Annotated in this window: 10 protein-coding genes and 1 pseudogene; 10 read left to right on the top strand and 1 reads right to left on the bottom strand. The window is 31.0% G+C overall.

What is annotated here, in order from left to right; translation table 11 throughout:
• Window positions 1–94: 94 nt before the first annotated feature.
• The 9 genes from B0A78_RS01755 (at window position 95) to B0A78_RS01715 (ending at window position 12,725) form a co-directional block, all read left to right on the top strand.
• On the top strand, window positions 95–565 hold the full coding sequence (locus B0A78_RS01755; protein ID WP_065212981.1) for a hypothetical protein: 471 nt from the start codon (window positions 95–97) through the stop codon (window positions 563–565).
• Window positions 566–838: 273 nt separating this feature from the next.
• Entirely contained in the window at window positions 839–2,242 is a 1,404-nt protein-coding gene (locus B0A78_RS01750) for an alpha-amylase family glycosyl hydrolase (RefSeq protein WP_014164977.1), read from the top strand.
• A gap of 344 nt (window positions 2,243–2,586) precedes the next feature.
• Window positions 2,587–3,801, top strand: a complete 1,215-nt coding sequence (locus tag B0A78_RS01745) for a BaiN/RdsA family NAD(P)/FAD-dependent oxidoreductase (protein ID WP_014164976.1) — start codon at window positions 2,587–2,589, stop codon at window positions 3,799–3,801.
• 42 nt (window positions 3,802–3,843) lie between these two features.
• Window positions 3,844–4,923, top strand: coding sequence for a diphosphomevalonate/mevalonate 3,5-bisphosphate decarboxylase family protein (locus B0A78_RS01740; RefSeq protein ID WP_065212982.1), 1,080 nt, complete (start codon window positions 3,844–3,846; stop codon window positions 4,921–4,923).
• A gap of 399 nt (window positions 4,924–5,322) precedes the next feature.
• The gene (locus tag B0A78_RS01735; protein ID WP_014164974.1) at window positions 5,323–6,261 is read left to right on the top strand and encodes a mevalonate kinase family protein; all 939 of its coding nucleotides are present in this window, start codon (window positions 5,323–5,325) and stop codon (window positions 6,259–6,261) included.
• 66 nt (window positions 6,262–6,327) lie between these two features.
• Window positions 6,328–7,245, top strand: coding sequence for a geranylgeranylglycerol-phosphate geranylgeranyltransferase (locus B0A78_RS01730; RefSeq protein WP_014164973.1), 918 nt, complete (start codon window positions 6,328–6,330; stop codon window positions 7,243–7,245).
• A 67-nt stretch (window positions 7,246–7,312) separates the two neighbouring features.
• A complete protein-coding gene (locus B0A78_RS01725) occupies window positions 7,313–8,179 on the top strand; it encodes a pseudouridine synthase (protein ID WP_014164972.1) in 867 nt (288 codons plus the stop codon).
• Between the two features lie 36 nt (window positions 8,180–8,215).
• The gene (locus B0A78_RS01720) at window positions 8,216–10,930 is read left to right on the top strand and encodes an AsmA family protein (protein WP_014164971.1); all 2,715 of its coding nucleotides are present in this window, start codon (window positions 8,216–8,218) and stop codon (window positions 10,928–10,930) included.
• Window positions 10,931–10,976: 46 nt separating this feature from the next.
• Window positions 10,977–12,725 (top strand): DUF885 domain-containing protein, encoded by a 1,749-nt coding sequence (locus B0A78_RS01715; RefSeq protein ID WP_065212984.1) that lies wholly within the window; start codon window positions 10,977–10,979, stop codon window positions 12,723–12,725.
• A 383-nt stretch (window positions 12,726–13,108) separates the two neighbouring features.
• On the opposite strand, the gene B0A78_RS01705 is transcribed toward B0A78_RS01715, so the two are convergent.
• Complete coding sequence (locus tag B0A78_RS01705; RefSeq protein ID WP_225556204.1) at window positions 13,109–13,378, bottom strand: transposase; 270 nt, start codon at window positions 13,376–13,378, stop codon at window positions 13,109–13,111.
• Between the two features lie 48 nt (window positions 13,379–13,426).
• Here B0A78_RS01705 and B0A78_RS14655 point away from each other — a divergent pair.
• A pseudogene (locus B0A78_RS14655) lies at window positions 13,427–13,614 on the top strand (helix-turn-helix domain-containing protein); the annotation flags it as partial.

Here is a 13,614-nt window from a genome sequence, read left to right as displayed (position 1 = left end):
AAAGTATATTTATTTTTTCTTAATGCAAATTTAAGAAAAAAATAAAGTTTTGTTAAATTAATTATTTATATTGTTTTTAAATTAATTAACTGTTATGAAAAAAATAATGATCTTGTGTTTGGTGCTTGCATTGTCAAACACATTTGCTCAAGAAGCAGAGATGAAAAGTAAAAAGCTAAGTAAATCTAAGGCTGTAGTAGAAAAATTAGATAAAGTAAAAGAAGCTACAAAAGCCAAAAAAGAAAGTAGAGCCTCTGTGAAAGGAAATGTAAAATCGATAGAAGGGAAAGCAAAGGCGGAAGCAAATAAGCTCGATTCAAAAGCAAAAGACGAAGAGAATAAAGCGAAGTCTAAGACTAAAAAAGCAAAAGATAAAATAGAAGAGACGATTTCAAAACCAGCTAAAAAAGAAAGAGAAACAACTGAAAAAGTAAATCCTAATGCCAAAGATAAAGTTGTAGGAAAATATAAAGATCGTCAAGTATATCAAGGACCTAGAGGCGGTAACTATTATATTAACAAGAATGGAAATAAAACCTATATAGATGATGATCAAGTAAAATAAGAAATAAAAGGTGTCCAAAAAGGAACAATCTCGTCGTTTTTATTGATCATACCTTTGATTGATTAGTGAGGAATAGGTAAATCCTAACACTTTGATCGTGAGGCTTCTTTTGCTGTTGGAGCGATCAATTAAATCTTGATTTTTTACTTTCAGGACACCTACTTTTTATGGTTTGTCTATAGAATTTTTTCGATAAATCAAATTTATTTATTTTCTATGTTTAATTTTGCAATGTTTTAACTTGATGAATTCAGATTGTTGGGTATTGTGAGAATGAAAAAAATTGTGGTTTATTTAGGAATACTCTTTTTATTAACAGCTTGTAATCAAGAGGCTCAAAAGATAATTGTGCCTAGAAAGAGGATGACCTATTTAGATCCCAAAATTACCCAAGATGCAATTATTTATCAAGTAAATATTAGAAATTACTCCGCAGAAGGAACTTTTAATGCTTTTACTAAAGATATTCCTAAGTTGAAAGCAATCGGTATTAAAATTATTTGGTTAATGCCCGTACAAGAAATAGGTGAATTAAAAAGAAGAATTACTCATACTACTACTCTTGAGGAAATAAAAGACCCCTTGGCCAAAACAACAACAAAAGGAAATCCCTATGCCATAAAAGAATATAAGGAAATACATCCAGAATATGGCTCAGATTTTGATTTAAAAAATCTAATTAAAATAGCACATACGAATGGTATGTACGTTGTTTTAGATTGGGTGGCTAATCATACAGCTTGGGATCATCGTTGGATTACTGTACATCCCGAATGGTATATAAAAAATAAAAAAGGAACCCCCATTGCTCCGTATAATTGGATAGATGTTGCTCAGTTAAATTATGCTTCTGCTGATTTGCATTTTGCTATGATAGATGAAATGAAATATTGGGTGCAAAAATTTGATGTAGATGGTTTTCGTTGCCAAGTAGCCTCTGAAGTTCCAACTCTTTTTTGGGAACGAGCTGCAAAAGAATTAAAAAAAATAAAGCCTCTTTTAATGATCGCTGAGGCAGAAAAAGAAAGTTTACTGAAAAACGCTTTTGATGTAGAATATGCTTGGGAAGCACACCATATTTTAAATGGTATTGCCCAGTCTAAAATGAATGTGTTAGATCTTGACCGCTATCTAGAAAAAGAAGCAAAAGATTTTCCAAAAGATAAAATGCGATTGCATTTTATCAGTAATTACGATGAAAATATATGGAATGATACCGAGTATCAAAGAATGGGGCAAGCTGTAGAAGTAATGACAGTAGTTACTTATATTCTTAATGGAGTCCCTTTAATTTATAATGGTCAAGAATACGATTCACATAAACGTTTTCGCGCTTATCAAAAAGACACATTATTGCATCAAGAAGGAAAAATGATGCCCCTATACAAAAGACTAAAAGACTTAAAAAGAACAAACTCCTTTTTACATACAGGAAAAAAACCAGCCTCTTACCATAGAATTACCACAAATGATGATCGAGTTTTTTGGATGTGTAAAAGAAAAAAAAATCATCAAGAACTCTTTTTTATAGCCAACTTATCTAATAAAAAGCAAAAATTAAAATGGCCTATTTCTGGACATTTTGAAGAATTTTTAAAAAAGAAATCAATAGATATTAAAAACGAATCAGAATGTGATTTTCAACCTTGGGAGTATAAAATCTTAATAAGTCAATAACATTCACGAATATTTAATGTGTTTTTTTTCTTAAAAATAACGATACGAAAACAAAGAAGATATAGCAAAAAAGAGAATTGAGTCTTTGTTGAAGACCAAAAGAATTGACTTGTATATACTACATTTCTTCATTTATTGTTTATATATACTATTAAACTATAAATTAGTTAGTCTATATTCATTAAAGATATGTGCTAAGAGAAATGCTTTTTGGGGTAATTTGTCAAAATTAGCGTATGATCATCAAATTCAGATTCATCCCTATACTGTAAATTCTCTAGAAGATACTATTTTTGTCAAAAAAAGGGAGTTGAGGTAGCTATTACAGACTACCCAGATAGAGTATGATAGTAAATTACGATATAATAGTAATAGGAGGTGGTGCCTCTGGTTTTTTTTCAGCAATTAATATAGCTGAAAATTTCCCTCAACTAAAAATAGCTCTTTTAGAAAGAGGTAAAGAAGTATTGTCTAAAGTTCGTATTTCAGGAGGAGGGCGTTGTAATGTAACCCATGCTTGTTTTGTACCCAATGATCTGGTTAAGTTTTATCCTCGTGGTGAAAAAGAATTAAAAGGGCCTTTTAACCAGTTTTGTAGTGGTGATACTATCGAGTGGTTTGAAAAACATGGCGTGACTTTAAAAACAGAAGAAGATGGTAGAATGTTTCCTGTAACAGATAGTTCACAAACTATAATAGATTGTTTTTTATCTGCCGCTAAAAAATTAAAAATAGATGTATTTACAGGACATAGCGTGCAAGATATTTTTCAAGGAGAAAACTATTGGAAGATAACCACTAATCAACAAGTTTTTAAAACGATCAAGGTAATAATGACTACAGGAAGTAATTCTAAAATGTGGGATCTACTCCAAAATTTAGGACATACGATCATAAAGCCAGTCCCTTCCTTATTTACTTTTAATATAAAAGATGAACGTATTAAAGATTTAATGGGTGTTTCAGCTCATGCCTCAGTACGAGTAAAAGGAACTAAGCTTAAAGCATCGGGGCCATTATTAATAACTCATTGGGGGTTAAGCGGTCCAGGAATATTACGCCTCTCAGCTTGGGGAGCAAGGGATTTATTTGAGTTGAAATATTGCTTTGTACTACAAGTCAATTGGTTAAATGATTTAGATTTTGATACAGTTTTGGAAGATCTAAAAGGAATTAAAGAAGGGAATTTAAAACGCTCAATCAATAAATTTTGCCCTTTTGATTTCCCAAAACGATTGTGGGAAAGTTTTTTAAAAGCAGCCCGTATAACACCCGATACAAAATGGGCTGATCTGTCTAAAAAACAATTAATAGATTTGGTTCAACAACTTACCCAAGCGGAATTTACGGTAAATGGGAAAAGTACTTTTAAGGAAGAATTTGTTACCGCAGGAGGAATTGATCTGAAAGAAGTAAATTTTAAAACCATGGAGAGTAAACGCTTTAAAAACCTTTATTTTGCTGGCGAAATTTTAAATATAGATGCTATAACAGGAGGATTCAATTTTCAAAATGCTTGGACAGGAGGATTTATTATTGCTAAAAATTTAGAATTTTAGTTTATGGATAAAACGTATCTTTGCGGCTTAAAAAATTAAAATATGTTTTCTGAAAAGGATTTTGTTGTATCGGATTATACGATATCATTCACCGAAGGAGATTTTCAATGGAGTGCTCCAAGTAATATAGCATTAGTGAAGTATTGGGGTAAACTAGGGAAGCAATTGCCTGCCAATCCCTCTATAAGTTTTACGCTTAATAATTGTAAAACGATTACAAAACTTTCCTTTGTTAAAAAAGAAAACACTGAAACTTTTTCTTTTGATTTCTTTTTTGAAGGCAACCCTAAAGAAACATTTAAACCCAAGATTCAAAAGTTTTTTGAAAGAATTCTAGAATACTGCCCTTATTTAAAAGAATTTCATTTTACGATAGATACCACGAACACATTTCCTCATAGTTCAGGCATTGCCTCTTCTGCATCAGGAATGGCAGCATTAGCCATGAATATTATGAGCTTAGAAAAATTAATACATCCCTCTATAACAGATGAGTACTTTTTTCAAAAAGCTTCTTTTTTAGCTAGATTAGGATCTGGGAGTGCTTGTAGAAGTATAAAAGGAAAAGTGGTAATTTGGGGAGAACACACCGATACAGGTATGAGTTCAAATTTATATGGCGTTGAATACAATACGCTACATGAAAACTTTAATAATTATCAAGACACCATACTGTTAGTCGATAAAGAAGAAAAACAAGTATCCAGCACAGTAGGGCATGACTTAATGCACAGACATCCATTTGCTGCACAACGTTTTGCTCAAGCTCATCAAAATTTGACAGCAATTAAAGAAACATTAGCTACTGGAAATATAGAAAAATTCATTGAAATTGTTGAAAGTGAAGCACTAACCCTGCACGCTATGATGATGACCTCTATGCCTTATTTTATTTTAATGAAACCTAATACATTAGAAATAATTAATAAAATCTGGAGTTTTAGAGCTAATACCCATATTCCCGTTTGTTTTACACTTGACGCAGGAGCAAATGTACATCTATTGTATCCTATACACGTAAAAAAACAAGTTTTAGAATTTATTAACAATGAATTGGTTAGATATTGTCAAAAGGAACAATATATTTGCGATGAAATTGGCATAGGCGCTATATCAATTTAATTCGTATCTTTATAATCTATTTTATTTATAGTAAATAAGATTGTTTTAAAAGAGATAAATTATTTAGAAAAAACAATATCCATAAGATTTTCTGTAGAATAATTCAGAACTACAAAAAAAGAGTGATAGTCTGATTTTTAAAACAACGAAAAAGAGGTGTGTTGAACTAGGTAAAAATGCTTTGTATGATGAGGTCAAAAAGCAGATTGAAATTCAGTAATAGGATTGATTTTTTAAAGGCAAAGCGTTGATAAAACAAAGAAAATTTTGAATTATAGAAGTTTTTTAAAACAGATAAGCACAGAATAAATGACTATTTCATAGAAAATCAGAGAAATAAAGTTTATCGTGACTATTTTAGCAAAATACAGACCAAATAAATAAAAAGATAGCTCAAATATGAAAGGACCCCTTTTTTACTCAAAAATTTTATTATTCGGTGAATACGGAATTATTAAAGATTCAAAAGGATTAGCTATTCCTTATAATTTTTATAATGGTGCACTTAAGATAGATGGGAGTGCATCCGAAGAGGCATTACAGTCCAATGAAAGTCTAAAGAAATTTGCAGTTTATTTAAAAGAGTTAGCAGAAGAACAGCCTCATTTGGTTACTTTTAATACCAAAGCTTTGGAGCAAGATGTCATGAATGGAATGTATTTCGATTCAAGTATTCCTCAAGGATACGGAGTGGGAAGCAGCGGAGCTCTAGTAGCTGCCATCTATGATAAATATGCAGACAACAAAATAACTGTCTTAGAAAATCTAACCCGAGAAAAATTATTACAACTGAAAACTATTTTCTCACAAATGGAATCTTTTTTTCATGGAAAAAGCTCAGGTTTAGATCCTTTAAATAGTTATTTGAGCTTGCCTATATTAATTAATTCAAAAGATCATATAGAAGCAACAGGTATTCCAACACAAAGTGTTACAGGTAAAGGAGCTGTGTTTTTATTAGACTCAGGAATGGTAGGAGAAACAGCACCTATGGTAAGCATCTTTATGGAAAAACTAAAAGAAGAAGGCTTCCGTAAAATGCTAAAATCGCAGTTTATTAAATATACAGATGCTTGTGTTGAAAATTTTTTAAAAGGGGATGTGAAATCACTTTTTACAAATACAAAAGAGCTCTCTACAATAGTTTTAAACAACTTTAAACCTATGATTCCAGAACAGTTTCATACGGTTTGGCAAAAAGGAATAGAAACCAACGACTATTACTTAAAATTATGTGGTTCAGGTGGTGGTGGATACATACTCGGGTTTACGGAAGATCTTGAAAAAGCAAAATCAGCACTAAAAGAGTATAAGTTAGAAGTCGTTTATCAATTTTAGTTTGATATTTGGTTAGGAGCAAATGAAACTCAAGACTTTTAGCTGTTCAATATTCAAACTAAATAGATGATAACGCGCAAAACAAAAATCTTTTTATTAAAAATCGTAAGCCTTATTTCGGTTGTTCGTGGATATAATATAGCCATTATTGTTTTGGCACAATATTTCGCTTCCATTTTTATATTAGCACCTGAAAAAAGAGCCTTAGAACTCTTATTAGATTGGCGTTTGTTTGTGTTGGTTTTTGCATCCGCTTTAGTAATTGCGTCGGGATATATAATTAATAATTTTTACGATTCGGAAAAAGATCTTATTAATCGACCCAATAAGTCTATGCTAGATCGATTAGTAAGCCAAAAAACAAAATTACAAGTCTATTTCGTGTTGAATTTTTTATCTACAGGACTAGCTTTAATCGTTTCTTGGCGTGCCTCTTTTTTTTATGCAGTTTATATTTTTTTAATTTGGTTTTATTCCCACAAACTCAAACGCTACTCTATTGTTGGTAACCTAACGGCTTCTTTACTAACAGTTCTCCCTTTTTTTGGAATCCTACTTTATTTTAAGAACTTTTACGCCGTTATATTTGCTCACGCCTCTTTTTTATTATTGCTGATTTTGATTAGAGAAATGATCAAAGACCTAGAAAATATCAAGGGAGATTTTGCTACAAACTACCAAACAATTCCTGTTCGTTTTGGTGAAAAAACATCAAAATATATTATTACTATTCTAGCGTTTTTAACGATTGTTCCTATTTATATTTTAATTGAAAAATTTAATGTAGGATATATGGACGTTTATTTCTACGTAAGTATGATTGTTTTAATATTTTTTGTACTACAATTATGGAAATCTTCTAAGCATTCTGATTACGTTTATTTACACGCGATAATGAAAATTTTAATCGTAACAGGTGTTTTTAGTATTGTTTTGATTGATCCAGCGGTTTTACTTCATATTAAAAAAATATTTAATAGTTAAATATTTCTATTTACAGAATTTAATTTTCTAATTTACTGACTATCTTTGCAAAAAAAATATAGTCGTGATGATAAAAGGAAGAGGAAATAATAAAAGATCGAATACAAAACCTACTTTTGGTAAACGAGAAGGAGGGAGTGCTAAACCTAATTTTAAAAAATCAAGTTTTACAAATGGCAAGCCTAAATTTGAACGTAAGCCCAAACCAGTTACTTCATTAGAAGAGGAGGAAATTCGCCTAAATAAATATATTTCTAATTCCGGGGTTTGTTCAAGACGAGATGCTGATATTTATATCCAATCGGGTAATGTAAAAGTAAATGGAGAGGTAGTAACCGAAATGGGATATAAAGTAAAGGTAGGCGATGTCGTAAACTTTGATGGAAGTATTGTAACTCCTGAAAAAAAAGAATACATCGTGTTAAATAAACCCAAAGGATTTACTACATCAAAAGAAGAAGACCTAAATGCTAATAATGTACTTGATTTAATACGAGGTGCAACTAAAGCTAAAATGCAGCCTGTCGGACGTATGGATAAAACCACTACAGGGTTGTTATTATTTACAAATGATACTGATATGGTTCGTAAATTTACACAACCTAATCAACGTTCTCCTAAAATTTATCAAATTACTCTAGATCGCAATCTGAAATATGAAGATCTAGAAAAAGTTCAAAAAGGATTGTACATCAATGAACATAAGATACTAGTAGATGAGGTATCTTATATAGAAAATCTACCTAAATCAGAAATCGGGTTACAAATAAAGACATCAAATGTAAAAATAGTTCGTTCTATATTTGAATCATTAGATTATAATGTTTTGAAAGTAGATCGCGTAGCTTTTGCAGGTTTAACAAAAAAGAATCTACCCCGTGGAAATTGGAGATTTTTAACCAATCAAGAAATAATTAATTTAAAAAATATGTAAGCTAAAGCCTCTAAAAGAGGCTTTTTGAATAAATGTATGCTAGAGTATATTAAAAAAATTAAATGGCTAATTATAGGTCTGTTGTTTGTTGTCTTAGGAGTAATTGGGCTACCCTTCTTATTCCCCGATTTTATTACTCAAAAAGTAAAAGAATATGCTAATGAACATATAAAGGGAAATATCAATTTCTCAGATGCACATCTTTCTATTATCGAACATTTCCCAGCGTTGACTCTTTCTTTTGATGATTTTCAACTAACAGGAGCAGCTCCATTTGAACGAATTAACTTAATTAAATCAGATGAAATTGCTTTTGGTATTGATATCCAAGAACTTTTTAAAGGAAAAATACACATCAATAAATTGTTTTTAGATAATGCCGAAATTAATGTATTAGTTGATAAAAAAGGACATGCTAATTACAATGTGTATGAAAGCAAAAAAAATGATCAAACAAGTAAAGAAGAAGATACCTCTATTGAATTAAAACAAATAGCTATTAAGAATGCTCATATAAAGTACAATGATGCCTCAGCCCAAATAGTTGTTGACGCATTAGGGTTTGATTATTTTGGTAATGGAAGTTTGAAAAACAAAATTTTTGAAATAAAAACCAAAGCAAGTGTTGATGCTTTTGATTTTATTTTCAAAGGAGAAGAATACCTGAAAAACAAAAAAGTTAATGCGGATCTAATTACTAAAGTTAATACACAATCTTTAGCATTTGTATTTCAGCAAGATAATTTAATGATTAATAAATTACCCGTAGATTTTACTGGTAATTTCGATTTCTTACCCAACGGCTACAGAATGAACTTTTTGGTTAAAACCCAAAATAGTAATTTAGAAGACATCTTTACCGCTTTACCTCCCAAGTTGATTACTTGGATGGAAAAAACAACTCTAAAAGGAACGACAGATGCAGTGCTTTCTTTAAAAGGAGATTTTATTACAGATCAAAATAAAAAACCAGACATGAAGCTTGATCTGAATCTAAAAAACGGATTCATTCAATACGAGGGGGCTCCCTTTCCTTTAGAAAGATTTAATACCGATTTACATATTCAATTGCCTCAGCTCAATCCAGAACTCTTGTCTGTAAAAATACCTTTGATTACTTTTGGAGTAGGAAAAGGTTATCTGAAAGGAAAAATGGAAACAGTAGGTCTGTCTAAACCTCAGATAAATGCTCGTTTAGATGCTGATTTAGATTTGAATTATTTAAATCAAGCGGTTGGATTTCTGCCTGAGTACGAATTAAAAGGAGATCTTAAGACTCGTTTAAATATACAAGGAATACTAGATACGAAGCAGAATAAATTACCTTTGACCCAAGCATTTTGTAAGTTGAAAAATGGGTATCTAAAAACGCCATATTATCCAAATCCTATCCAAAAGATAGATGCTATAGTAGATTTAAATGTTAAAAACAACTTGCAAACAACACAAGTACTAGTCAAACCTCTCCGTTTCTTTTTTGAGGGACAACCTCTAACTATTAAGGCCAATATTAGTGATCTGACTAACGCTAAGTACCAAGTGAGTGCTAATGGAGGAATTGATTTTGGTAAAATTTATAAAGTATTTGGTGTTAAAGAATATACAATTGAAGGATTTGCTCAAGGAGCTATCTATTTAAAAGGGAGACAAAGTGATGCACAAGCTGGGTACTATAATAAATTGCTAAATAAAGGACAGTTTTATTTAAGAAATGTTCGGACAACTTCAAAATTTCTTCCTTTGCCATTTTATATTACAAAAGGGGTTTTTACTTTTAATAACGATCAACTACAGTTTACAAACTTTAATGCTAAATATGGGCATAGTTTATTCAAATTTAATGGATATGTACAAAATGTTGTAAATTTTTTAACACATGAAAAAGGGGTCTTAAAAGGACAGTTTCAGTTACAAACACCTTATCTAAACGTTAATGAATGGATGGTACCCATAGTGAATACCACACCTAATAAAAATTCAACTAAAGATGTAAAAGGGGTCGTAATGCTTCCTAAAAATCTTGATCTAGATTTTGAAGCCTCAGTAGATCGAATTCTATTTGAGGATCTAAATATAAAATGCTTACAAGGAAAAACGAAGTTAAAGAATGGAGAAATTACAATAGCTAATGGAGCTTGTCTAATTATTGATAGTCCGGTTATGTTTACTGGTAATTATAAAGCCAAGACTTCTAAAAGAGCTCAATTTGGAATGGATCTATCAGTGGAAGAATTTGATGTAAAAAAAGCCTACAAAGAAGTTAAACTATTTAGAGAAATGGCAAGTGCTGCCGCGAATGCTGAAGGAATAATTTCTTTAAAATACCAATTAAAAGGCGTTTTGAATGATGATATGTTTCCTGTTTTTCCATCTTTGCAAGGAGGCGGTGTTGTAGGAGTAAAAAAAGTAAAACTTAATGGGTTTAAACTTCTCAAGGCAGTTGGTAATTCAACCGGACATAGTGGCTTTGATTCAGGAGAAGTAAATGATTTTGAAATTAAAACGTGTATACAGAATAACTTAATGGAAATAGATCGTTTTAAATTTAAGATTGCAGGTTTTCGTCCGCGCATAGAAGGAACAACCAGTTTAGATGGTAGACTGGCTTTAAAAATGCGCCTTGGATTACCTCCCATGGGAATCATAGGAATTCCTCTAAAAATAGAAGGAACTAAAGATAAACCCAAAGTAAGACTAGGATCTAAACTAAATGAATTAGAAAATCAACAATATAAAGAAGAAGAGGAGTAACTCCTCTTTTTTTATTATATTCACAATACACTTTAAAATTAATGGGATGAAAAGGAATATTCTTTTTTTAGGTTGCTTATTTTTTATTTTTAGCTGTAAATCAAACGATGATCAGGATTTTAGGAAACTAACAGATGCCTACTTTCAGGATAAAAACGAGTTAGAACCTTTGAACGCAACATTAAACGGACAAAATCAATACAACGATCAGTTTGTTTTTGAAATGACCAATTCTTATCGTAAAAAACAAGCCAATTTTGTAAATAAATATCAAAAAAAACTAGATTCAATTCCTTTTGATTCACTTGATGAAGAGGAACAACTTAGTTATGGTATTATAAAATGGGAAACAAATATTCTAAAAGACGTATTAAAAACTCGTGCTAATTTAATGCCTTTACATCAGTTTTGGGGAACCCATCTAACCATGACTCAATTTGCAAGCGGAACAGGTGCTCAGCCTTTTAAAACAGAAAAAGATTATAGAAACTTCTTAAAACGCATAGATAATTATAGCGTTTGGATTGATTCGGCTATCGTGTACATGAGAAAAGGAATAAAAGAAAAAAGGGTACTACCTAAAGCCTTAACCCTTAAGGTTATTCCTCAGTTTGAAGAACAAATTACAAAAAAAGTAGAAAATAATATATTTTATTCTTCTCTTGGGATGTTTCCCAAAAACTTATCTGCAACTGTAAAAAAAGAATTACAGCAAGATTTTAGTCAATCTATTCAACATAAATTAATTCCACAGTACAAAAAAATGGTTCGTTTTTTACGCAATGAATATTTGCCAGCATCAAGAAACAGTAGTGGAATTGGAAGTTTGCCAGATGGGGGTAATTTATATCGTCTATATGCTAAAATGTGGACGACTACGGATAAATCACCCGAAGCAATACATCAGTTAGGTTTGTTAGAGGTAGCAAGAATAAAAGATCAAATGCAAAAAATAAAAAAGGCAGTAGGTTTTAAGGGAAATATGACTGCTTTTTTTGAGTATGTACGAAACAAAAAAGAATTAATCCCCTTTGTAAAGCCAGAACAAGTAATTGCAAATTTTAAAGCAATTCATGAAAAAATAAAACCCAACGTAAATAAATTATTCTCATTACAACCTAAAACGCCTTTTGAGGTCAGAAGAGTAGAAGTTTTTCGGGAAAAAACAGCCAGTGCAGAATATGTACAAGGATCAGCAGATGGTTCTCGTCCAGGTATTTTTTATGTACCTATTCCTGATGTAATGAAATACAATTATTACGGAGATGAAGATTTATTTTTACATGAAGCAATACCAGGACATCATTTTCAGATCGCTTTGCAGCAAGAAAATACAAAACTTCCTGACTTCAGACGTTTTAATTGGTTTGGAGCTTATGGAGAAGGCTGGGCCTTGTATACTGAAAGTTTAGGAAAAGAATTAGGGTTGTACCAAGATCCATATCAATATTTCGGAATGTTAGGGAATGAAATGCATCGCGCTATTCGTTTAGTTGTAGATACAGGCTTGCATTACAAAGGTTGGACTCGTGAACAAGCTATTCAATATTCATTAGAAAACGAAGCGGAAAGTAAGACAAGTATTATTTCTGAAATAGAACGTTATATGGCAGTTCCAGGGCAAGCATTGTCTTATAAGATTGGTCAATTAAAAATCATCGAACTTCGAGAAAGAGCGCAAGCTCAGATGAAAGAGAAATTTGATATTAAGGTTTTTCATCAAAAAGTATTAGAATCGGGTGTTTTGCCTTTGTCATTATTAGAAGCTAAGATTGAAAAATGGGTTAAAAATTGAGGAAGGAGGAAAGGAGTCTAAAAGATTGTAATCTTGTTATTTCGGTTCACATAAAAAATCTGGAGAGTAATTGTAAATTGCATCAAAAAAAGTAAATTGATTTTCGATTCTATCTTTATTTCTAGCTAAAGAATTAAGAGATATTCAAACTAAAAAGATTGCTTTTATATCAATTTTGATAAAAAGAATATTATACAACCTCCCCTTTGTTTTAGAGGAATATGAATCAAAAGGTTTTAGTGAGCGTACATTTATTCAGGATTTTCCAATACGCGGAAAGGCAGTTTTTCTAGGTATCAGAAGACCTAGATAGCGAAATAAATTAAATCCAGATTACGCATTAGAAAAACTAATTTTTATGAATCAAGAACAAAAGTTGGGGATTATGCAAAAAGATTGGATAATCTGAATAAGAAGAAATCTATTTTTCTTACCCCTCTAAAGTGACTTCCAAAGGATTTTATTTTAGCATTAAAAGATTCAGCAGCTGCATTAGTACTTCTATTATCAAAGTAGTTTAGTATTGATTGATAATTGAGTGTTATTGTATTTAGAACAATGTTGAAGTTTTTAAATCCTGATTCTTCTACTGTTCTATACCAATGGGCTGATTTTAACATTGAAACATTTTTATCGTTATTGGTGTTGTAGATATTTCTTATACCATTTTAATTTTACTAGAATAATTTATAATTTTAGGTATGCCAAAGAAAATTCAAATAGTAATAAATGAAGATCTTGATTTTTTAGAAAAATTACTAGTCAAGACAACAGCTTCTTTGAAGAAAGACCGAGTAAAGACTTTGATTCTAATTAAGAAAGGGAAATATGTTTATTATAGTGATATCGCTAAGAAGCTCGGGAGAACTGAAAAGACAGTAAGAGTTTG

The sequence above is a fragment of the Flavobacterium columnare NBRC 100251 = ATCC 23463 genome (assembly GCF_002530675.1).
Lineage (GTDB): Bacteria > Bacteroidota > Bacteroidia > Flavobacteriales > Flavobacteriaceae > Flavobacterium > Flavobacterium columnare.
Note: the sequence above shows the minus strand (reverse complement) of the source record. Positions and strands in the feature narration are given on the sequence as shown.

Coding starts and splice junctions, on each gene's coding strand:
- B0A78_RS01730 (WP_014164973.1), top strand. CDS start 6,328: ATGATAACGCGCAAAACAAAAATCTTTTTATTAAAAATCGTAAGCCTT.
- B0A78_RS01725 (WP_014164972.1), top strand. CDS start 7,313: ATGATAAAAGGAAGAGGAAATAATAAAAGATCGAATACAAAACCTACT.
- B0A78_RS01715 (WP_065212984.1), top strand. CDS start 10,977: ATGAAAAGGAATATTCTTTTTTTAGGTTGCTTATTTTTTATTTTTAGC.
- B0A78_RS01735 (WP_014164974.1), top strand. CDS start 5,323: ATGAAAGGACCCCTTTTTTACTCAAAAATTTTATTATTCGGTGAATAC.
- B0A78_RS01745 (WP_014164976.1), top strand. CDS start 2,587: ATGATAGTAAATTACGATATAATAGTAATAGGAGGTGGTGCCTCTGGT.
- B0A78_RS01720 (WP_014164971.1), top strand. CDS start 8,216: ATGCTAGAGTATATTAAAAAAATTAAATGGCTAATTATAGGTCTGTTG.
- B0A78_RS01755 (WP_065212981.1), top strand. CDS start 95: ATGAAAAAAATAATGATCTTGTGTTTGGTGCTTGCATTGTCAAACACA.
- B0A78_RS01740 (WP_065212982.1), top strand. CDS start 3,844: ATGTTTTCTGAAAAGGATTTTGTTGTATCGGATTATACGATATCATTC.
- B0A78_RS01750 (WP_014164977.1), top strand. CDS start 839: ATGAAAAAAATTGTGGTTTATTTAGGAATACTCTTTTTATTAACAGCT.